Below are 22,080 nucleotides of genomic sequence, written 5' to 3' on the forward strand. Positions count from 1 at the left end.
ACCAAGCGAAAACTCGCTTCGTAAGCGTTACTTAAGTTTTGTGTGATTACTTCCCTGATATGCTTCTCCATGAGTAAAAAACTCGTCTCGTAAGCATAAGCTAATATTTGACGATTATGCAAGACCCATTATGTTCACCTTATAGAATTTATAAGTTTCACTCTTATAAATTTCTATAAGGTCTAAGGGAAGAAACTAACTTTGCCGCCAGAGGACGGCGCAGCCGTTTCTTCTTGTTTTGCAAACAAGCATGCCTTACCCGTGCTATTTTAATTCAAGATGTCCTGTTTCGTAAAGACAGTAAATGAAACAATCAGGCCTCCGATAGCCCAAGCGGCCAGGGTCAGAAGAGAAAAAGTTAGGGTCATCCCTTCAATCGGCGGCGGCGAGCCTGCCAGATAGTCGGTCAACTGCAAATTTACGGCAAATACATATTTGGCGCTTTCCCAGGAGGCGGACATGCTCGCAAGGATGGTACCGGCAATAACCGCCGCCATCATCGTGACGATGCTGGCTGCTGTACTGCGGACCAGCACCGAAACCATTAATGCCAGAATGGCCACAGTCATGGATGAGAACCAAATGAGACCGGATTGCATCAGAAGATACTGCCACTGCGGCAGCGCATGAACATAACTGCTGTCCACGTTGGAGCCATTAAGTTGAAATCCTGTAAATATCGGCATATTCCAGCCCCCATAGCCGAAGAAAGCACCTGATATAAGGTAACACAGAATCCCGCTTGAGACCACAATCAGTGATACATACAGTGTCAGCGCAACCAGCTTGCTAAATAATATTTTCCATCGTCGGACGGGCCTTGTCAGCAGCATTTTGATCGTTCCGCTCGACCGTTCCCCCGAAACCAGATCAGAAGCGATCGCCAGAACAAGCAGCGGATAAAACAAAGAAACGGAATTCTGCATAAAACCGCGTGTGAACGTGACACCGTCGGGGGAATTCGGATTCACATCGTGGTTCAGGTAATACTGCAGCTGCTGAACGGCGATTTTCCGGTACCTTTTCCACTCCTCGGGAATCCGTTCGCTGGATAGTGTATTCTGATAATCGTTAATTTGCTGGACAAGCTGGTTTCGCCAGTCTTTGAAATTTTTCTTGTTCGTCTCGGCAATCTTCACTTGGGCATATGTAAATACCGGAATAAGGACAAGGAGGACAAGAATGACCACATAAAATCGTTTCTTTTTCCAGATTTTCAGCGTCTCATTCTGTATCAACGGCAGTAGTCTATCCAATGCTCTCCCCCTCCGTCATTTTCAGGAACAGCTCCTCGAGCGTAGGCGCAACCCGTTGCACGGACAGAACACCGACTCCGTCCTGCACAGCCCTCTCCACGATAAACGGAATCCGTTCCAAAGGCATCATCGTGATAATCGCATCCTTCAAGCCCGACAATAATCCCTCGTCAATCTGATGCTCATCTTCCCCGATGAAAGTCATATTCGGTTCTCCGGCAAGCAGCGCCCGCCCGGCTTCAGGCTGATCAAACTGCCAGACTACATAGGTGCCTGCCTGATTGACAAGCTCATCTACCGTTCCGACGGCAAGTACCCGTCCCTGGCTGATAATGGCCACACGGTCGCACATCAACTGAATTTCACTAAGCAAATGGCTGGAAATAAAGAGGCTCATCCCTTGACTTGCAAGCATACGGACAAATTCCCGCAGCTCCTTGATCCCTTTCGGGTCCAGGCCGTTCGTTGGCTCATCCAGAATAAGCAGTTTTGGCCGGCCAAGCAGAGCTTGCGCAATCCCCAATCTTTGACGCATGCCCAGCGAATACGTTTTGACTTTATCGTGAATACGCTGATCCAGCCCGACCACACTGACGACTTCCCGGATCCGTTTTTCATCGATTCCGCGCTGCATCCTGGCAAAATGCTCGAGGTTTTCCCAGCCGCCCATGTAGGCATAAACCTCAGGGTTCTCCACAATGCACCCGATATGCTTCAAGGCATTCTCGGGATCCTTATGGACATTATAACCGCAAATGCTGATATCCCCGGAGGTCGGCTTGATCAGGTCAACCAGCATCCGAATGGTGGTCGTTTTCCCCGAGCCATTTGGCCCCAGGAAACCAAAAATCTCACCGGACCGGACATCAAAGGAGACGTCATGAATGATCATTTTGCGTCCGATTTTTTTCTTCACATCCCGGACCGACATTATAACTTCGTGCGAATCCTTCTGAGGAATAGACGGGGAATTATCCGGCTGCGGCATGGATGCATGGTTGCTACTATTGGGATGCATGGGAACTTGCCTCCTATTCCAGTGATTGGGTGATCCGAATAGCGATTTGTCCGTACCCCTCATGATTGGGATGAAAATGATCCGATGAAAGATAGGTCCCGATCGTATTTTCAAACAAATCGAAGGTCGGAATAAGCGTCATATTCGGATAGCGATGGACCAGCTCATAGGCCTGATTATTCCATTTCTGAACCTCGAGACTGCCTTCACGCAGATCTTTCAAATCATAAAACGGGTTATACAAACCGATATACACCACCTGCGCATCCGGATTGATTTCATAAAGCTGCTCCACAACCTGCTTCAGCCGTTCAATTCCTTCAGGCAGTTCGCTCTTGAGATTGCCAAGATCAAAGTCGCCTGTAGCCTGACTGGCCGGCTGGCCGGCGGCTATCTGGAACAGATCGTTTCCTCCGATGGTAAACAGAATCAAATTCGACTGGGATAAGGAGAAACGATAGCCTTTGTCCGTTTTCAACCGTTCCACGAGTTGATCGGCGCGGAGTCCGTTCACAGCCAAATTGTTATTGAGCTTCACCGGCACTTTGAATTTCTCTTCGAGCAAACGGACAACCTGCTTCACGTATCCTTCGCCCGTTGCATCCCCTGTGCCTTTGGTCAGGGAGTCGCCGATCGCCGTAATGCGAATCTCTTTGCTGGCCCCGAGGGTCGCTGATACCTCTGGTACAGCGGAAGGCCTTTCGCCTTCATAAGCTTCACCTTGCGGCCAAAGCATATCCTTGACCGAATAGCCGAATCCGAACAGGAGCAGCAGCGTTGAAGCAAGCGCGGTCAGACTCACCATTCTCCATAACCCCGTTGAACCATTGCGTCTCATGAAATGCGATTCCCCCCTCGGATTAAATGGGATCCACCCGACTCTCCCAACTCGTCTGTGTCTAATGTGTCTTTTTTTATAATGAAAAACGGTTGCCCCATCCGTTTAGCTGTGCAACATGTTTCACTCCTCAGCAATTGAAGAATATATAGGATGGAAACCTTTAACGTACCTATATTTTAAAATAAGGCTTTGCCTCGCAATTTGCAAATTATGACGGCAACGGACAAATTACGAAAACCCGAGCGGCGCAACGGCCAGCCTCTTGAGCTCCTTATACAGGACCGTCGGCTGGACTGTCGCGGCACTCGGGCTGTCGCCTTTTTGCCATCAATCAGCTGTATTCGATTGTGAGCGATTCCGCCGCTTGCCTCGCAAGTTCCCGCGCTTGTTCGGTATCATCCGCCGTGCTGAGCGCTACGGCCATACGACGTCCCGGCTTGGTGACGGGTTTACCGAACACCCGGACCTGCGTATGGGGCAAGGCTAGCGCATCCTCAAGGCCATTAATCCGGAAGTTGCCGGAATCACGGTCGGCCTTCAGCGTGTGGGAAGCCCCAGGCGTCAACAACCGGATCGTTGGCACCGGAAAACCAAGAATGGCCCTGGCATGCAGAGCGAATTCGGACAGATCCTGGGTTACCATGGTCACCATTCCCGTATCATGCGGTCTAGGCGATACTTCACTGAATAAAACGCCTTCGGCTGTAAGGAACAGCTCAACGCCGTAAATACCGTATCCGCCCAGTTCCCCGGTTACCGCCTGTGCGATCGATTCAGCTTCTGCGATCTGCTTGTCCGTCATTGGATGCGGCTGCCAGGATTCAATATAATCCCCATCTTTCTGCACATGTCCAATCGGAGCACAGAAGGCTGTGCCTGAAACGGAACGTACCGTGAGGAGAGTGATCTCCGACTCAAAATGGACAAAACCTTCCACAATAATACGCTGCTTCTTCGCCCGCCCGCCATCCATTGCGAATTGCCAGCAGCCTTCGATTTCCGCTTCCGAACGGCAGACACTTTGGCCTTTTCCGGATGAGCTCATGATCGGCTTGATCACGCAGGGCATGCCTAGCTCAGCTACAGCCTGTCTCAGCTCCTCCAGCGTATCGGCAAACCGGTAAGGAGCGGTTGCAAGTCCCAGCGTCTCAGCAGCAAGTCTGCGGATTCCTTCACGGTCCATCGTCAGCAGAGCAGCCCTTGCTGTCGGAATAACGTGATAGCCTTCCTGCTCCAGCTCCACGAGGGCACTTGTAGCAATTGCTTCGATTTCCGGTACGATCAGATCGGGCTGTTCCTGCAGAATAAGCGTTCTCAGGGCTGATGCGTCCAGCATATCGATTACATGGGAGCGGTGGGCTACCTGCATAGCCGGAGCATCGCCGTATCGGTCGACGGCAATCGTCTCGGCGCCGAGCCTTTGGGCTTCAATAATGACTTCCTTGCCGAGTTCACCGGAGCCAAGTAGCATGATTTTGCGTGAATGCAGGGAAAGCGGCGAGCCATAAGACATATAGAAAAGAACCTCCCGGAAGAAAACGGAAGCGGGCTGCCTGTTCCCAACAGGGGCAAGGCAAGTGCGCGCGCTTCGTTATCGTTTTCTTCCATTGTGGAGGTTCCTCGTCGAAAAATCAAGAATTATGCGGATAAAAATCGGTACTGCGCTTCAATCAGCCCATTATACGTACCGCCGTGCCTGATCAGTTCTTCATGGTTGCCCTGTTCGACGATAACGCCATGATCGAGAACGACGATACGGTCGGCATTGCGAATCGTAGACAGACGATGGGCCACGATGAAGGAGGTACGGCCTTTAAGAAGCGTCTTGAGCGCCTCCTGAATCTTGAGCTCCGTTTCCGTGTCGATGCTCGCCGTAGCTTCATCGAGAATGAGCACACGAGGGTCTGCCAGCAACGCCCGGGCGAATGACAGCAGTTGGCGCTGCCCCATTGAGAGAATATTCCCACGTTCCTGGACCTGTGTATCGTACCCATCAGGCAGATTCATAATAAAATCGTGAGCATCCACCGCAGTAGCCGCTTTTACCACATCATCGTCCGATGCATTCAAACGGCCGTAACGAATATTATCCCTGATGCTGCCCGAGAAAATAAAGGTGTCCTGGAGCACGATGCCGACCTGGGATCTGAGGCTTTCGATGCTGACATTGCGGATATCAATGCCATCTATGAGAACGGCCCCTTCGACAGGATCATAGAACCGGCAAAGAAGATTCATAATGGTACTTTTTCCGGAGCCGGTATGCCCCACAAGCGCTATCGTCTGGCCCGCCTTCACGTCCAAAGTGATTCCCTTCAGTGCCGGTCTGCCTTTCTCATATTCGAACACGATCGAATCGAATTTGACATCTCCGCGGATAGATGCCAGTTTGTCTGCCTCATGCTGCTCCACGACAGTCGGCTTCTCGTCAATAAACTCGAAAATACGCTCCGAGGAAGCCATAGCCACAAGCAGTTGGGCGTACATTTGACCCAATCGGTTAATCGGATCCCAGAAGTTCCCTACATAGTTGGCAAACCCGACCAGTACACCGACTGTGATCACTTCCGCCTGGATAAGATGGGAGCCATACCAGAACAGAATTAATGTTCCGATTGCGGAAGTGATTTCAATAATAGGACCGAAAGCCTGATTAAGCGCCGAGGCTTTGTTCCATGCTTTGATATTTGTATTATTCACATGATTGAAGAAAGAAAAATTCGCTTTTTCCTGCGTATATGCCTGCGTAACTTTCATTCCCTGAATCGCTTCATTCAGATGGGCATTAATCCGTGACTGCTTCATCCGGACATCCTGCCAGGCAAAACGGATCCGTCGGCGCAGCGCCCCCGAAACGATAAACATCAACGGCACCGTAATCATGACCGCGGCACCGAGTTTAAAGTTCCACAGGAGCAAAATGACGATGATTCCGATCAGTTGAACGCAGTCCATCAAGAGATTGACGACGCCGTTCGTGAACAAATCCTGTAGGGCATTCACGTCATTGGTGACTCGGACAAGCACTGACCCGGCAGGTCTCTTGTCGAAGAAGCGGAAGGAGAGCTTCTGGATATGACGGAACAAATCCTGCCGAAGGTCAAAGATGACTCGTTGGCCGATCAGACTCGTATATTTGATCCGGTACGTATTGGCCGCCCACTGAATAACATAGAGGAGCAGCATCAATCCTGCGTACATATAAAGCTTGGTCAGGCTGGTCTCGCCGTTTTTGGGCGAGATTGCTTCGTCAATGGCCATGATTATAATCGCGGGCACCGCAAGCCTTGTTGCCGTCCCCAGTACCATCGTCACGATAACAAGAGGAAGCAGCTGCTTACTGTATGGCTTCATGTATTGAAACAGTCGTCCCAGCTGCGACCAGTTAAACGGTTTCTCGATGATCTCGTCATCCTTGTAAATAAAACGTTCGCGATTATCCCCGCGAGCCGTGTGCTGCTCACTCACTGGGCGACCCTTCTTTCTGACGCAACCGATTCCGCGGTGCTAACCTGCGGCCGGTCGGCATATTGGATGTTGTACGTATCCAGGTAAGGCCCTGGAACCTTGATCAGATCCTCATGTTTGCCGCGCTGGACAATATGTCCTTCATCCATGACCAGGATCTCGTCGGCGTGACGCAGAGAGGAAATCCGGTGAGCGATGATGAATGTTGTCCGCCCTGCCATAACCTCTTTAAAACCAGCCTGAATCTCATGCTCCGTCTCCATGTCAACCGCACTGGTAGAATCGTCGAGCACCAGAATCTTCGGATTCTTGATCAGCGCCCGGGCAATGGCAATCCGCTGCTTCTGCCCGCCGGACAGACCCATTCCGCGTTCGCCGACAATCGTATCGTAACCCTCAGGCATCTCCAGAATAAAATCATGGGCTTTGGACAGCTTCGCCGCCTTCACGATTTGCTCCTCGGTTACATTGTCAATCCCATAGGCGATATTGTCGCGGATCGAGCAGGAGAAAAGGAATGTCTCCTGGAAAACAATCGAGATGTTAGAGCGCAAGCTCTCCAGCGTAAGATCGTTGATATTGAAGCCATCTACCGTGATGGTCCCTTTCTTGATGTTATACGCTCTCATCAACAGCTGAATGATCGTGGACTTGCCGGATCCGGTTCCGCCCAGCATGCCGATAACGGTTCCAGGAGGCGCCTCGATGTTCAGGTCCGATACCGCTGGTGCTTTATCGGGATAGTTAAACGTCACCCCGCTGAAGCGGACATAGCCCTCAACGATGTTGTCCTCCAGGACGACCGGCTCGTCGCTGTTTTTAACATGCACATACTGGTTTAATAATTCGGTAAGCCGCTCGCCTGATGCTTTGGACTGCGTATAGTTGTTAATCAGAAATCCGATATTCCACATCGGTCCGATAATGTACCATACCATGCTGAAGAAAGCGACCAGCGCACCAAGCGTCAAAGATCCGTTAATGACAAGCGTACCGCCCGCAACAAGCAGGATGACCACGCAGCAGCTGGCCAATAGCTCCATGATGGGGAAGAATTTGGCCCACAGCACCGATGCGCCGATCTGATTTTGCTTATAGATGTCGCTGCGCTTGGAAAATTTATCGATCTCATGCGGCTCACGGGCGAACGATTTAACAGTCCTCATCCCTGTGATATTCTCTTGAACCGCGGTCGTGAGATTACTCATCGCCAGACGCATTTCCCGGAAAGCCGGGTGTATTTGTTTCTCAAACCGAACAGCCGCGAATGCCAGAAACGGCATGGTCAACAAAGTGATTAGCGTGAGCTGCCAGTGAATATAAAACATCATCGTTGCCCCGAAAACAATCATTAACATCATATTAAGCATTTGTGCAAATCCAAAAGCGATAAAGTTCCGCACCGCTTCCAAATCCGCTGTCAGACGGGACATGAGATCTCCAGTCTGGGCCGTATCATAATACTGGTACGATAATTTCTGAAGCTTCTCGTAACATGCATTCCGAAGCCGAAACGCAACACGGTTGCCGAGCTGTCCGGCAAATAATCCGTGTAAAAACTGCAGGCATGCTTTAATGGTAACCACACCTACAACGGTCAGCGATAGAACAGGCACCAACCTGAAATCACGGGGTTTGATGACATCGTCGATCAAAATCCGCAGCATATTGGGGTAAACAAGCCCTAAAGCCGTTGCGCAAATCAAAAATGCAATCGATGCAAACATTTTCTTGCGCTCTACCCAATAATACTCTTTGAGTTGCCTAAAGACGTCCAATGGGTTTTCCTCTCCTTATTCCTTGCTTTTTTTAATGTCATATCCAATAAAGTCCGCTCGCACAGATAAAGCCAACCTGAAGCAACCAGATCCTGAATTCGGCCGGACCGGGGTTTTCTACTTACATCCCCTTGGCGCACGGGCAGACACTACCCGCACGGAACCTGTTCTTCCTCCGGCTTGTTCCGACCTCGCGCTCCTCCATAGTTGACTTCTTGAAACTCGCACTTTTATTGAATATGAATGAATATTAACAGCATCAATCCGACTCGGCAAACAGACCTGCGTCGCATATAGTTGGCAGAATCCTCTTTCTCTTCCATATTGACGATTTGTTAGGGGGTATTCTTCGATATCGTCGCATTTCATCATCAACATGCACACATTGCTCCGTTTTTGCATATTTACCTTTGTTTTTGCAGTATTTATTTTTTCAAAGCAAAGAACCTTGCCAGTCATCCTTCAGGGATGATGCAAGGTTCTTCTTTAGCTAATGCGCGTATTTTCTATAGGTCCTGCAGCCTTTGCTGCAGCTCTCTGAGCTCATCCAGATTGGAATTGCCGGTGATTGACGAAAGCTTGCCGGATGTAAACGATCCGATATCCGCCAACAGGACGGACACGATTGACTGGGCAGCCTCTTGCCAGAAGTCCGCGTAACGGTATTCCCACTGAGACTCGGCCTGTGAAATCCACTGCTGCAAAGGCTCCGTTAACTCGGCTTCCAGCGCGCTGCGCAGCGCTCCTTTACCCTCCCCTTCAAAAAAGTGGCGGGGCGACTTGAACCGGCTCCACAGCCACTTTGAGTCGATCGCTTCCGCCTGCCAGGGCGGCTGCTCCTCGGGCGTTGGCATCTCCAGCGGCTTGAAGGCAGAGGCATGGAAACCATGCAGGACCTGCCCTACATCACCAGCCAGATCGGAAAATTGCTTCGCCGCCAGACGGTTAAGCGTATTGTCCAAACGAAGCGATGTCGCCTGAAGCTCCTGGGCCAGCTCGATTTGCAGCAGCCTTTGCAGCTCCAGCCATGAGGTCCAGAGCGCTTTGCGCAGATCGCGGCCATCATCTTGCAGAACCGCCGGATTAAAAGCGAAATTATAATGTTCGCCGAATCGCAGCTGAACCCGTTGAAGCACATAGAACAGCAGTTCCTTGAGCTCCTGGAAGAGCTGCGGGTTGTTTCGCACCATAGATTGCTCCAACTCACGCATGCGGACTGTGGCGGTGTCGGCAGCCGTACGCAGCTCCTCAGCCGCCTTCGCACGGCTGGCTGCGTCGCCTGATGCCGCCTCGATCCAGTCGTCCAGTGTACGCCCCGATCGCTCAAGCTCCAGCTCAGCAGAAGCAACGGCAAGCTGTCCGAGATCATCCCGGGTGAAGGAAAGAAATGCTTCTTCAAAGGCCGCGATGCCCGAAATGACAGTCAAAGCAGAATCATGTCTCTGCTTGCCATCCAATGCCTGCAGGCTGGACACAGGGAATATACGGGGGAATCGGATGCCCTGCTGCTGCAAATTTCGCTCGACATGCGCAAGCACCCCGCCAAGCTCTTCGCTGCCTGACGCCAGGTCCGCGGCATTGACGATAAAGAACATTTTATCCAGCTCAAACTGGTCCTTCACTCGACCCAGCTGCAGAAGGAACTGACGGTCTGCCTGCGAGAAGGCGTGATTATAATAAGTGACAAACAGAATCGCATCGGCATTTTTAATGTAATTGAAGGCTACCCCTGTATGCCTCGCATTTACAGAGTCGGCGCCGGGTGTATCGACAAGTACAATACCCTGAGCCGTCAGCGTATTATGATGGTAAAGCTCGATCTCGCGAACAAAGCAGGACTTCATTTCCTCCGCTACATAACGGCGGTACATTTCGCCATCCACATGAAGCTCGCCGCCTAGCAGAGCCTCATGCTCCTGCCACCCCTGCTGCGCAGCCTTCAGGAAGCTGTAATGAGGCCGGCCACCTGCATGAACGCCATCCGGTGTCAAACGGGCGATACTGTCCAACAGCTGAGCCGGATTCATCCGTTCAGCAGGCTCTCCAAGCAAGGACAGGGAATAACGAAGATCGTCCAGCATCGCTTCACGCGTTTTCAGCAGGACGCTGGCAGTGCCGTGAACCTTCTCTCCGGTTGGAGGCACGATACAGTTCACAGCAGCAGTTGTCGGATTCGGCGATACCGGCAGAACCGCATCGCCAAGCAAAGCATTCGCAAGAGAGGATTTCCCTGCGCTGAACGCCCCGAACAAAGCAATTGTGAAACGGCTCCCTTGCAAGCGGTCCGCCTTGTCACGCATAGCTTGCACCGCAGAAGCAAAATCCCCGTTCGCTTCCAGGAGATCAGCGGCCTTGTAGAGCCGCTCTGCCGCTTTGCGTTGCGGCGCTAATGCGCCCCCTCCAATATCGGAAGACGTCGCGGAATGCGGCATGTCTGAGGCTGCTCCTGTCATTTCTAATGCGTCCGAAGTCCGGGAGGTATGATGGCCTCGCTGTGAATGACCTGCTTCGCCTGTGCCGTCAAACGCATCATCAGGCCCGGTTGACTTGGCATCGGGCTCGGAACCATGAAGGGATCCGGGCGGATTCCCTGTCCGGGCTTGGTCTGGAGAAGCCCCGTTCCGAATAGCTCCCCCGCCAGTCCCGACGCTTGTAACCGCGCGAGGCGCTGGCTCAAACAGGCTCTCCTTCATTTCAGGCGGCTTCGCGGTCCGCGGCACTGGAAGTGCCGGACGCACCGGTGCAGGCGGCAGCATGGCAGCCAGACGCGCCTGGTGCGCTGCCGCGCGCTCTGCGATGGCCGATAGCTCTTCAAGAGCAGCGGCCTGAACGGCGAGCATGCCCAGACGTTCGCGTACAGGAGCAGAGGCTGCTTCGCCTGCCGCTTCTGCGTGCCGTGCAAGAATATCGATCCAGCCCATCGCCCGCTTGCGGTAGATGCCTTTCACATCTGCTGCAAGCTCACGGCAGTAGTTTATGGTGTATTCGCTGCCGAACACGGCGCCGGTATTCACATGGTTCAGAAGCCACTCGGCTTCGACAGGCCCGGTTATCGCTGCTATCAACTGCTGCTCCATTTCTTCTCCGCGCCAGCCGATACCGTCCGCTGCTTTGCGGAGCATATCCAGCAGATGCCATTCGATTCCCGCCTTTACCAGCGACTCGAAATCCGCTTTAAAGGCCTCCAGACGCTTCTCCTGCTCCGCGGCTGTCTTCCCGCCGGAGAAGAGCAGACCCATCTTGAAGCCCGGCTTGCGACTCTCCAGAAACGACTGCGCCAAATCGCGAGTTGGGGCAGGGGTTACATTCGCATTATCAAGCAGTCGCTGCATATCCAGACGCAGACGGGTGCGAAGTCCTTCCGCTTCCTGCTCGATCCCGTTCAACGTGCCCTTTAATGCCGATAATTCCTCCGCAACATGTTCCGCTCCATCTTCGCCGCCGGCAGCTGAAATTAATCGTTCCCGCTGCGGCTCAGCAAGCTCATCCAGAACTTTGCCGTGCGCCCGAATCAAATGACGCGCAGAGGCATCCACGCTGCAAAGAGCAAGCGGCCCGCGCAGCTGCGCCAAATTCGCCAGCAGTTCCTCAAGCTTAACCCACTCCGAATGGGGGTGACCAGGCTCGCGCAGCGACAAATAGACGACCCCGCTTGGCTCTAAATGCCAATTGGCGAACGCCTGGTCCACACTCCGGCGGTAAGCTTCAAAGCTCAGCTCGCTGTCCCGATGTTTATCGATTTGGTTCACGATCAGATATAACGGTTTGCCCCAATCCTTAAGCTGCTTGGCGAAGGAAAAGTTAATTTCCGATTGCACGTGATTGTAGTCCATAACGTAAAAAACGACGTCCGCCAGATGCAGCGCCGATTCGGTCGCCATCCGGTGCGCGTCATCAGTGGAGTCGATACCGGGCGTGTCCAGAAGCACCGTGTGATCGCCAAGCCGCGGAATCGGGTAAGTCAAGGCGATGGATTGTACCCCTTCCCCATCCTTGCAATAATCATCAAGCTGATCGAGAGGAACAGCCAGCGTTTCTTCACGGCCTCCCTTAGTGCGTGTAAGCGTTGCTTTAGGATCGCCGTTTTCAATCGTTACAACATTGGCACTGGTGGGAATTGGACTTGAGGGCAGCAGCTCCGCCCCGCAAAGTCTGTTAACCAGTGTTGACTTGCCTGCGGAGAAATGTCCGCAGAATGCGACTGCAAGCCGCCCGGCATTTAATTTGCCGCGCAGCTCCAGCAGCCGCTCCGCATTCCGTTTGTCGCCGGCTTCGTCCATAAGAGGCCCGATTTGCTTAAGCGCGGCTTCAAGCGGATGAACAGCAGTTGCAATAGATGGATTCATTTCTCTCTCTCCCATTTTCCATAACCATACCTGTATCGCTATGTCGGTGGTTTACTTTATGCGGATTGCTCGGATGGCAGGCAGATCTCGAACACTTCGCCATGCTGAAGTATCGTCACGCTGCGCTCTCTTTCTTTCATCACAACAACCTCAGGTTTAACCCGCATACGTTCAATATATTGATCCGGTACGTCTCCTGCTCCACTAACCGTAACGCCTTCAATAATAACTTCTTCATTTTCTTCCGGAGGGGCTTCCATAATTTGCTCATAAATATCGGAAAACAAAGCAAAATCTTTCGTGTACACGGAAATGCATTTCATGTTTGGATCATCCTCTTCTCTCAAAATTAATTAGCTTTCGCTTTCCGATCGGCATTCATCTTCATACGCTGCCTGCCTTCCTTGCACAGATCCAGCAGCGGGCAAACAGGGCATTGCGGATTTTGCGCTTTGCAATGGTATCTTCCGAAAAAAATTAGCCGATGATGCGTATCGGTCCATAGCTCCCGCGGCACAAGCTTCATCAACTTCTTCTCTACCTCGAGGACATTGTCGTCCACTTTGGCGATGCCGAGCCGTTTGGAAACCCGCTCCACATGCGTGTCCACTGCGATCGCCGGAACTCCAAATGCATTGGAGACGACCACATTTGCCGTCTTGCGTCCGACACCAGGCAGTTTGGTCAAATCCTCATGCCGATGGGGGATCTCGCCGCCGAATTCGTCCAGCAGCATCCGGCAAAGCTTCTGAATATGGGAAGCCTTGTTTCGATACAATCCGATTCGGCGGATATCCTGTTCAAGCTCATCAAGCGGAACTGACAGATAATCGGCAGGTGTCTCATATTTCTTGAATAGGTCGGCTGTTACTTTGTTAACCGTTTCATCCGTGCATTGCGCCGAAAGCAGAACGGCGATCGTCAATTCAAACGGATTACGGTGATTCAGCTCACAGTGAGCGTTCGGAAACATCTCGCCTATTACACGCAAGATATAGGCCATCTTATCCTTAGCTTTCAACTGTCTCTCTCCCCTATTTGGGCTTTCGAATCAAAGTGTAGCGAAAAATGTCACAATAAGCAACCGTAAACGGGCGCTTATAGCCTCTTTTTCATGAGATTTTCATAAAATTATTTTATTTTGCCGTAATTCTATGAGATGAAAAGGTGCTGACTTGGAAAATTTTTAAAGAAAGCAGAAAAAAAGCACCGGCATGAAAAACCCAGTGCTCTTCCCGTAGTAACTAACCTTTCCTTACAATCTCCAAAAGTTCACCCTGGTTGATGTAAAGGGTAATGCTGTCGCCTTCTTTTAAATCTGTCAAAGAAATTGCCGTATCGCCTTGCCATACTTTCGTCATGGACGTCACCTTGTAGGTGAAATTAGTGTCTGCAAGACTGGAACGTTTGACCGAAAGCAAGCTTGTGGCGCTGTCGAATTTCCAGAATGTTTTGGCTATGCCGCTGTTCACGGTTATCAGCGTCTGATCCGTGGCATCCTTGCGGACTTCAACCCTGTCTCCTGCCTGCAAGACGGCAGCTGAAGTACCCGAAACACCATTCTTTACTACCATTATGGCTGAGCCGAGCGGAATATCGATGGAGCCCCCTCCAGTATTGGCGACTGTGACTTTGTCAGCCGCAATAGCCGCAACTCGTCCTGTTGTAACCGCTACTTTCTTAAAGGATGTGGGCTGATTGCCAACAAAAGTGATATTGCCCACTTGTCCTGCCGCCAACGCGTTAATCGTGACAAGCTCTTCTTTTTCATTATAGATAGACCAGTCGCTTGCCGCCCAATCCGCAGTGGACTGATCGGAGTTTTTGAGCTGAATCTTCTTGCTGTTGACATCAACCGAAACCACTTCCACTTGTTTCGTGGTATGCAATTGAAGGTTTACCGCTTTGTCCTGGCTAGCATTCAACAAGACGGTAACCGTATCCCCCGGCTTCACGTCAGAGATCGTCATGGTTTTTCCCAGCGCATCAACAGCCAGCGAATCAAATCCGATTGTGAAGCTGGAACCGCCAGCCATCATCAGGTTCAACTGTCTGGAAGTCTGATTGATCGAAACGACAGATCCCGTGTATTTATAAACAAATTGCACGGAAACGGCTTTGTCGTCCGTATAACCGATGGTAATCTTACGGTCTTTAATCAGCAAGGGAGCTGCATTGAACAGATTAATAACTGCTCCGTTCATTTCGATTTTTGTATCGTCCGTCAAATATACCGGAATTAATTTGCTGCCATTCTTGACTACCAGCGCTTTAAGCTCCGGATCATAGCTGACAATCACTGCTCCATTGACGTATTCTACCTTGCGGTTCACCACTTTGATGGCGCTGACTTTGTCCTGGTCGTTCAAAGTGAGCTCAAGAACGTCACCTTTTACCAGATCGGTTAACGCGGTTGACGTTAGACCTTCAATCGTCACCTGTGTGGTATCAGCAACAAACTTGGCATCAAGCTGCGTGCCGCCATCACGAATATATTGAATCGTTTTGCCGTCTGAGCTGGCGGAATAGAATTCGCCTTTTATCGTCTTGGCGGAGGTTTGCTGAACAGTGATTCGGGTCACAACGCTGTCCTGAATTTCATATGACAGGGAATCGCCGGTGCGAATCTGTGTGATTCCTCCCTGGAGAATACTGCCCTGCCACAGTATAACCGCTTGCGGCGAGATGTTCAGATGCTCCTCGGCATTTGACGCGGAGTCGGTAACAGTAATGCTGGAAGTTGCGGTATCTACGTTTTTCACAGTCCCTGTTCCCGTTTTGTTGACAGGTGCGGACTGCACCGTGATCGATTGCACGCGTGGGGTTTCGCGGTATGTATCCCGGGTAATCTCCACCTTGCTGTCTTTCACCAGTGAAGTTACCGGAATTACCGATCCGGAACCGTCCTTGACCGTTACAGAGCTGTCATAGATGACTGAAACCGGATTATCCTTAACCCATACCCACAGTTTGTTTTCGGCTGGAACGATCCGATCAAAGGTTCCTGTCAACTTCTCCACCTGCTGGCTGTCATCAAGCTGCTCCACGTACAAAGCTTTGTCGCCGTCGGCGATTACCATCACGTTCGTATTCGGTGTCAGCTGTTCGGGGCTTAGCGGCTTATCCGAGTCAAACCGGTACACATTCGTATCCGGCGACAACGTCAGCTTCAGATCGCTTTTCCCCTGCCTGTATACTTCAAGCGCAACATTTGTTTTGGCGGACAGAATACCATTCTCCTGTCCGGAGAAAGAAACAGGGAACTGACTTTCTGCCCTGCTCAGCAGCGTTGCCATGGATGCCCGCGTAATTGCGCCTTTAGGCTCGAATTTGTCGGCCGTTACGCCATTGACGAGCTTCAGGGAAACAGCTGCATTGACGTATCCGGCATATCCTTGGCTGACGGTGCTGCGGTCGGAAAATGCCACTTGTGTAGAAGCCATCCCTGCTGCAACCGACTCTTTGCCAATTGCTTTAACGACCAGCTTGGTAATCCATTCTCTCGAGGCTTTCTTCGCACCCCAGTCGGCAGTCTGGTCCGCTTCAGCTTCTTTAAACTCATCACTGCGGTCAAGCAGTCCCTTCTGGAAAGCCAGGGCAATATAAGGCTTGAAATAATCGTTAACCTTGAATGAATTGGAAAACACGACAGCCTGATCAGGCTTCACTTCATCTTCCATACCCATGAATCGGATGACCATCGTGACCGCTTCCTGCCGGCTCACATTATCACTGGGTTTGAAGACTCCGTTATTGCCTTTGACGATGCCTTGAAGAGCCAGCTTTGTTATGTGCTTCTGAGCCCAGTGGGAAGCCGGTACGTCATTGAACTTGGTAGCAGCTGCCGAATCAGCAAAAACAGCTCCACCGGTTAAGGTGAAGCTTGAGATTACGGAGAATATGACAAGCGAAGAAATCCCTTTGTACCACTTATTGATGTTGTGCATGCTTGAAAACTCCCCCTAAAACTATTGATCTTTCGTAAATGGATGATCCAGTTCCACATGGCCCATCAAACTCTCTTCTTTCTCTCCATCGACGAGTATCTCAAGCGAAGTGACTTCGTCGAATTGAAACAGGGTCTTCTGGAGGGCATCAATTGCCATCTGCTCGCCAGGAGCTCCAAAACGCCCCAAATCGTTAAGATGAACATTAAGCGTTATTGCACTGTCTTCAAGCTTAACATCCAGCAGATCGATATGCTTCCATAAGGACATTTCTCCGTCTTTCCCATCTTTCTGAAGAGCTTTATAAGCATTTTTGACTTTATCGAGCTCGTCCTCATATTGTATTTCCGTCTGCTGCTCCAGCAGCTCTGTCAGTTGTTCATCCGCGTAATAAACCTTTATTGTCTCACTTTTCTTTTCCGTAAGCGGCACGGGTTCAGGTGCGGGCTGCTGCTGATTGACGCTGCCGCCCTGCGTATTATCTGTCCGGCTTCCGCAAGCGCTCACCGTTAATATAGCAGCGGTTGTGATCAAAACTAGCAGTAAGCGTGAAGCTGTTGATCGTTTCATCTGCTTCCCCCTAGGTTATATTCAAGTACTCTTTAATACCGGCGACAACCTCGGCAGCTATGGCATCTTGTCTGGCCGGATCAAAGAGAACAGCCGCATCGCCTTTATTGGAGAGATAGCCCGACTCCAGCAATACAGCGGGCATGGTTGTTTTCTTGATAACCACAAATCCGGCCTGACGCACCTTGCGGTCGGGTAACCCGGTGCCTGCAACCAAATGCTTATGTATCACATTGGCGAGGGCCAGGCTATCGGCACGGTTGTAATACGTTTCCGTTCCGGTCGCGCTCGGTGATGCGGAATTTCCATGAAATGAAATAAAAATATCCGCCTTGAGATCATTAGCAATCTTTGCCCGGTCATTCAGTTCTACGAACGTATCGTCGGAACGGGTCAATATTGCATTGATTTTCGGTTCTTTATCGAGTAAAGCTTTCACTTTAAGCGTGATAGCCAAATTGAATTCCTTCTCCGTTTTGCCGTTTACAGCAGAAGCCCCGGGATCTTTAGCTCCATGTCCGGCATCCAGCACAACTTTGTATACGCCCGGTATCGGCGGCTCGACTATTGCCGGCGGGGATGGCGTGACCACCTCCGTAGGCTCTTGCATATCGATACGGATCACTTTTCCTTCGCGCACAATATTAATCGGCGCAGATACCTTTAAGTCCAGTACGATACGGACTGTTGGAGGCTTGTCCTTATATAAAGAATAACGCACGTTAACGAGCGATGGGTGACCATCCATCGAGATTTGACCGGAATACCCGTTCGATAAACCTGATTTAAAAGTACTAGAAAAGGCCGTGGACGGAAAATCAATAGCAATTTTCTGTTGAATTTCTCCGGTACTTGCGATTGTTTCCTGAACCAGTTCGCCAATATCGCCATCATAATTTACATAAATACTGCCCAAACCATCATAGTCGATCGCGTTGATCGTAGCGGATGAATTTGCCGGCTCCGTACCGTCGGTTACCGTACCGCCAGATCCGGGCTCGGTTCCTTCTTCATTACCAGTATTGCCTTCCTCCTCTCCCGGCAGGACGACAGGCGGTTTTTCCTCCTGGACCGGGCTGGTGAGGTTCACTGTCTTTGTCTTGTCTTCCCAGGAGACTTCAAGGCCAAACTGCTCTCCAATAAATCGAAGGGGTACAAGAGTGGTGCTTTTGGAAATCATGGCAGGAGCATCGAGTGAAACCTTCTTCTCGTTGACCAGCGCGGTTTTACTCCCGATTGTCAGAACCATTGTTGTATCGCCATTGGAGATATAAACATTCGGGGAAGACCAATCCACACCAAACCCGAGTTCCTCCGATACGACACGGACGGGCACCATTGTGTATTGCTTGACAATCCGAGGCGCTGCAGACGGTTGTAATTGCTTGCCGTTCAAAATAAGCTTGGGTACAGGCTCAGCGGCAGCCCCTACCAAGACAGGGAACATAGAGACGAACAACGTCAATAACAAAACAGCGGTTACAAACTTCTTCATCTTTCACCTCGATGACTTAATTTTCGCCTTAGGAGCAGAGCGAACATGCCGATGCTAACAGACATTTATTAGACGCAGCTTGTCAGAAAAAGTTGCGTAATAAGGAAAATTGTTACTCTGTGACGCAGTATCCTTGGAAGTAAAAAACGTATTATCTCCAGGCCCGTCCGCGCCGGGTTTCATATAAAAAGCCCCCGGGTCCCCCGGAGGCTTGCAGTGCTGCAAAGATACTGCTGGATCGGTTATTAATACGCGACCCGGCTGGCTTCATAAGCTGAAATGGCCTCTTCGTGCTGGAGCGTAAGGCCGATATCATCCAGTCCCTGAAGAAGGAATTGGCGGCGGTGCTCATCCAGATCGAAAGAAATTTCCAGACCGGCGCCATCCGTAATTTTTTTGTTCTCCAGATCGACAGTCAGCTTGTAGCCTTCCGTGCCCGCTGTGCGCTGGAACAGATCCTCGACCTGTTCTTCGCTCAAACGAATCGGAAGTATACCGTTTTTGAAACAGTTGTTATAAAAAATATCCGCAAATGATGGAGCGATAACTACTTTAAAACCATAATCGAGAATCGCCCAAGGTGCATGTTCACGCGAGGAGCCGCAGCCAAAATTGGCGCGGGAAATCAATACAGAAGCTCCTTGATAACGATCCTGGTTCAGGCTGAAATCGGGAATGACATTCCCTTTCTCGTCCCAACGCCATTCAAAAAACAGAAATTGGCCGAAGCCGCTGCGCTCAATGCGTTTAAGAAATTGTTTTGGAATAATGGCATCCGTATCGACATTGACGCGGTCCACAGGGGCAACCAGTCCTGTCAGCTTTTTAAATTCTTCCATCTATGAAATCCCCTTTCATATTCAATCGGCTAAACTAGCTCAATACTTCGGATTTGATTTCCCAATCGCGGACATCGGTGAATTTACCCATTATGGCAGCTGCTGCAGCCATAGCCGGGGATACAAGATGCGTACGTCCGCCGCGTCCTTGACGGCCTTCAAAGTTCCGGTTGGACGTCGACGCACAGCGTTGTCCAGGCTCCAGAACATCGGGATTCATTGCCAGGCACATGGAGCAGCCTGCATCGCGCCATTCAAAACCGGCTTCCGTGAAGATCCGATCCAGACCCTCTTTCTCGGCTTGAATTTTAACGCGGCCCGATCCCGGTACCACAATCGCCGTTACTCGCTCGTTGACTTTATAACCTTTGGCAATTTCGGCTGCGGCGCGAAGATCTTCAATCCGTCCATTCGTACAAGAGCCGATGAATACGTAATCGATAGGAATTTCCTTCATTGGCGTCCCAGGCGTCAGCCCCATGTATTCCAATGCTTTTTCGGCTGCTTTGCGCTCATTCTCTGTCGGAAGCTCAGCCGGTACGGGCACGTTCGAAGTAATATCCGTTCCCATGCCGGGGCTTGTTCCCCAGGTTACTTGAGGAATGAGAGAGTCCACGTCAAATTCCAGCACTTTATCGTATGAAGCGCCATCGTCAGTAGCCAGCTCCGACCAGATCCGGACGGCACGGTCAAAGGCTTCTCCCTGCGGCGCATATTCGCGGCCACGCAGATAGTTGAAGGTTGTTTCGTCAGGAGCGATCAGGCCTGCGCGGGCACCAGCTTCAATAGACATGTTGCAGACGGTCATCCGCTCTTCCATTGTCAGGGAAGAAATCGCTTCTCCTGTGAATTCCATAACATAACCCGTTCCAAAGTCAGTTCCGTACTTGGCAATTACGCCCAGAATCATATCCTTGGCGGTTACACCCGGCTTACGGCTGCCGTTGAAACGGATTTCCATTGTTTTGGGCTTGGATTGCTGCAGGCATTGCGTGGCCAGAACATGCTCCACCTCGGATGTGCCGATCCCGAATGCCAATGCGCCGAATGCGCCGTGGGTCGAAGTATGGCTGTCGCCGCAAACAATCGTTTTCCCGGGGTGAGTCAGTCCAAGCTCGGGGCCCATAACGTGAACAACACCTTGATCAATGCTGTCAAGATCAAACAGCTTGACTCCAAAATCCGCACAGTTCTGCGTCAGCGTATCGATTTGCTGCTTGGAAATCGGATCTTTAATGTTGAAACGGTCTTTCGTCGGTACGTTGTGGTCCATTGTTGCAAAAGTCAGGTCCGGTCGGCGCACCTTGCGTCCTGTCAGGCGGAGCCCTTCAAAAGCTTGCGGTGACGTAACTTCGTGCACCAATTGCAAATCGATGTACAATACGCTCGGTTTGCCTTCTTCGGCATGAATAACATGATTGTCCCAAATCTTCTCTACCATTGTCCTTTTTGCCATTGTTTTCACCTCATAAGTTCAATAATTCGTTCTTGTTGATCGATGCGAATATCATAACATTTCTTTCTTCATTGATCCAAGATATAATATCTATAACATCAATAGGTATGGCCTATGGTAAATCGTGCCGGATAAATATCCGCAAGGGAGCTAACGTATCTTGGAATTCCGCCAACTGCAATATGTCATTCAAATTGCTAAAGAAAAAAACTTTTCGCGTGCCGCAGAAAAGCTTCATATCGCCCAGCCCTCTTTAAGCCAGCAGCTGTCGAAGCTGGAGAAAGAGATTGGCGTCCTGCTGTTCCGCCGGACAACGAATTCTGTAGAAATGACCCATGCCGGATCGGTCTTTGTGCAGAAGGCGCAAACCATCCTCGACAGCATCGAGCAGTTGAAACAGGAATTGGATGATCTTGCCCATATGCGCAAAGGCAAGCTTGTTGTAGGCAGCTTGCCCATTACCGGCTCGCATGTCCTGCCTTTGGTGCTGCCCGTATTCGGCAGACTTTATCCCGAAATCGAAATCGCTCTGGTCGAAGACAGCTCGTTCAAACTGGAGCAGCTGACAGCCAGCGGACAGACGGACCTCAGCTTGCTGTCGCTGCCGCTGCATGAGCCTTCACTTGCATGGGAACCGTTAATTGAAGAGGAAATTTGTCTGGCCGTGCCTCCCGAGCACCCCCTTGCGCTTGCCAATAAGGCAGTGGAGATCAACGACCTTCTTCACGAACCTTTTGTATTGCTTAAGAAAGGTCAAGGCTTCAGACAAATTGCCGTCGAGCTATGCGAGAAAGCGGGATTCCAGCCACGGGTTGTTTTTGAAAGCGGCAATATCGAGACCGTTCAGTCGCTTGTCGCCGCGGGCATGGGAATAGCTTTCGTACCCAAGATGGTAGCAAGAGCCAAGTGGTACGAATTCGCCCCCACCTATTTGCCAATAGCCGAACCGGCGCCTTCCCGCACTTTGGTGATCGCCAGCCGCAAAGGAAGATACCTCTCCAAAGCAGCCGAGGCTTTTATCGATACGATGAAATCAACCATCGAAAGTCATTTCCATTCTTGACCT

Annotated in this window: 15 protein-coding genes; 1 reads left to right on the forward strand and 14 read right to left on the reverse strand. The window is 50.9% G+C overall.

Going from position 1 to position 22,080, the window contains the following annotated elements; genetic code table 11:
• Nucleotides 1–269: 269 nt before the first annotated feature.
• The 14 genes from IEY46_RS11320 to leuC all read right to left on the reverse strand — a co-directional run bounded on the left by IEY46_RS11320 (nucleotide 270) and on the right by leuC (nucleotide 21,014).
• Entirely contained in the window at nucleotides 270–1,256 is a 987-nt protein-coding gene (locus IEY46_RS11320; protein WP_188992130.1) for an ABC transporter permease, read from the reverse strand.
• On the reverse strand, nucleotides 1,249–2,244 hold the full coding sequence (locus IEY46_RS11325) for an ABC transporter ATP-binding protein (protein ID WP_229750374.1): 996 nt from the start codon (nucleotides 2,242–2,244) through the stop codon (nucleotides 1,249–1,251). The genes IEY46_RS11320 and IEY46_RS11325 overlap by 8 nt, the downstream gene beginning before the upstream one ends.
• Nucleotides 2,245–2,287: 43 nt before the next feature.
• The gene (locus tag IEY46_RS11330; protein ID WP_188992132.1) at nucleotides 2,288–3,112 is read right to left on the reverse strand and encodes a GDSL-type esterase/lipase family protein; all 825 of its coding nucleotides are present in this window, start codon (nucleotides 3,110–3,112) and stop codon (nucleotides 2,288–2,290) included.
• Between the two features lie 334 nt (nucleotides 3,113–3,446).
• The gene (purT, locus tag IEY46_RS11335; protein ID WP_188992133.1) at nucleotides 3,447–4,628 is read right to left on the reverse strand and encodes a formate-dependent phosphoribosylglycinamide formyltransferase; all 1,182 of its coding nucleotides are present in this window, start codon (nucleotides 4,626–4,628) and stop codon (nucleotides 3,447–3,449) included.
• A gap of 125 nt (nucleotides 4,629–4,753) precedes the next feature.
• Nucleotides 4,754–6,583, reverse strand: a complete 1,830-nt coding sequence (locus IEY46_RS11340; protein WP_229750243.1) for an ABC transporter ATP-binding protein — start codon at nucleotides 6,581–6,583, stop codon at nucleotides 4,754–4,756.
• Nucleotides 6,580–8,361: an ABC transporter ATP-binding protein gene (locus IEY46_RS11345; RefSeq protein ID WP_188992134.1), complete on the reverse strand. Its 1,782-nt coding sequence runs from the start codon at nucleotides 8,359–8,361 to the stop codon at nucleotides 6,580–6,582. The genes IEY46_RS11340 and IEY46_RS11345 overlap by 4 nt, the downstream gene beginning before the upstream one ends.
• A gap of 506 nt (nucleotides 8,362–8,867) precedes the next feature.
• On the reverse strand, nucleotides 8,868–12,707 hold the full coding sequence (locus IEY46_RS36355) for a dynamin family protein (protein ID WP_229750244.1): 3,840 nt from the start codon (nucleotides 12,705–12,707) through the stop codon (nucleotides 8,868–8,870).
• Between the two features lie 56 nt (nucleotides 12,708–12,763).
• Nucleotides 12,764–13,030 carry an NAD/NADP transhydrogenase alpha subunit gene (locus IEY46_RS11355; protein ID WP_188992135.1) on the reverse strand — a complete coding sequence of 89 codons (267 nt, stop codon included), beginning with the start codon at nucleotides 13,028–13,030 and terminating at the stop codon, nucleotides 12,764–12,766.
• Nucleotides 13,031–13,056: 26 nt separating this feature from the next.
• Nucleotides 13,057–13,710, reverse strand: a complete 654-nt coding sequence (nth, locus tag IEY46_RS11360; RefSeq protein WP_188993730.1) for an endonuclease III — start codon at nucleotides 13,708–13,710, stop codon at nucleotides 13,057–13,059.
• Between the two features lie 241 nt (nucleotides 13,711–13,951).
• Nucleotides 13,952–16,654 carry an S-layer homology domain-containing protein gene (locus IEY46_RS11365; protein WP_188992136.1) on the reverse strand — a complete coding sequence of 901 codons (2,703 nt, stop codon included), beginning with the start codon at nucleotides 16,652–16,654 and terminating at the stop codon, nucleotides 13,952–13,954.
• Between the two features lie 21 nt (nucleotides 16,655–16,675).
• A complete protein-coding gene (locus tag IEY46_RS11370) occupies nucleotides 16,676–17,224 on the reverse strand; it encodes a GerMN domain-containing protein (RefSeq protein WP_188992137.1) in 549 nt (182 codons plus the stop codon).
• 10 nt (nucleotides 17,225–17,234) lie between these two features.
• A complete protein-coding gene (locus tag IEY46_RS11375) occupies nucleotides 17,235–18,719 on the reverse strand; it encodes an N-acetylmuramoyl-L-alanine amidase (protein WP_188992138.1) in 1,485 nt (494 codons plus the stop codon).
• 245 nt (nucleotides 18,720–18,964) lie between these two features.
• Nucleotides 18,965–19,558 carry a 3-isopropylmalate dehydratase small subunit gene (gene leuD / locus IEY46_RS11380; protein ID WP_188992139.1) on the reverse strand — a complete coding sequence of 198 codons (594 nt, stop codon included), beginning with the start codon at nucleotides 19,556–19,558 and terminating at the stop codon, nucleotides 18,965–18,967.
• A 34-nt stretch (nucleotides 19,559–19,592) separates the two neighbouring features.
• Complete coding sequence (leuC, locus tag IEY46_RS11385; protein WP_188992140.1) at nucleotides 19,593–21,014, reverse strand: 3-isopropylmalate dehydratase large subunit; 1,422 nt, start codon at nucleotides 21,012–21,014, stop codon at nucleotides 19,593–19,595.
• A 160-nt stretch (nucleotides 21,015–21,174) separates the two neighbouring features.
• Between leuC and IEY46_RS11390 the strand changes: the two genes are divergently transcribed.
• Nucleotides 21,175–22,077, forward strand: coding sequence for a LysR family transcriptional regulator (locus IEY46_RS11390; RefSeq protein ID WP_188992141.1), 903 nt, complete (start codon nucleotides 21,175–21,177; stop codon nucleotides 22,075–22,077).
• The last annotated feature ends 3 nt before the right edge of the window (nucleotides 22,078–22,080 follow it).

It is taken from the genome of Paenibacillus nasutitermitis (assembly GCF_014641075.1).
GTDB classification, from domain to species: Bacteria; Bacillota; Bacilli; order Paenibacillales; family Paenibacillaceae; genus Paenibacillus_Z; species Paenibacillus_Z nasutitermitis.

Coding starts and splice junctions, on each gene's coding strand:
- IEY46_RS11355 (WP_188992135.1), bottom strand. CDS start 13,030: ATGAAATGCATTTCCGTGTACACGAAAGATTTTGCTTTGTTTTCCGAT.
- purT (WP_188992133.1), bottom strand. CDS start 4,628: ATGTCTTATGGCTCGCCGCTTTCCCTGCATTCACGCAAAATCATGCTA.
- leuC (WP_188992140.1), bottom strand. CDS start 21,014: ATGGCAAAAAGGACAATGGTAGAGAAGATTTGGGACAATCATGTTATT.
- IEY46_RS11370 (WP_188992137.1), bottom strand. CDS start 17,224: ATGAAACGATCAACAGCTTCACGCTTACTGCTAGTTTTGATCACAACC.
- IEY46_RS11365 (WP_188992136.1), bottom strand. CDS start 16,654: ATGCACAACATCAATAAGTGGTACAAAGGGATTTCTTCGCTTGTCATA.
- nth (WP_188993730.1), bottom strand. CDS start 13,710: ATGGCCTATATCTTGCGTGTAATAGGCGAGATGTTTCCGAACGCTCAC.
- IEY46_RS11375 (WP_188992138.1), bottom strand. CDS start 18,719: ATGAAGAAGTTTGTAACCGCTGTTTTGTTATTGACGTTGTTCGTCTCT.
- leuD (WP_188992139.1), bottom strand. CDS start 19,558: ATGGAAGAATTTAAAAAGCTGACAGGACTGGTTGCCCCTGTGGACCGC.
- IEY46_RS11330 (WP_188992132.1), bottom strand. CDS start 3,112: ATGAGACGCAATGGTTCAACGGGGTTATGGAGAATGGTGAGTCTGACC.
- IEY46_RS36355 (WP_229750244.1), bottom strand. CDS start 12,707: ATGAATCCATCTATTGCAACTGCTGTTCATCCGCTTGAAGCCGCGCTT.
- IEY46_RS11325 (WP_229750374.1), bottom strand. CDS start 2,244: ATGCCGCAGCCGGATAATTCCCCGTCTATTCCTCAGAAGGATTCGCAC.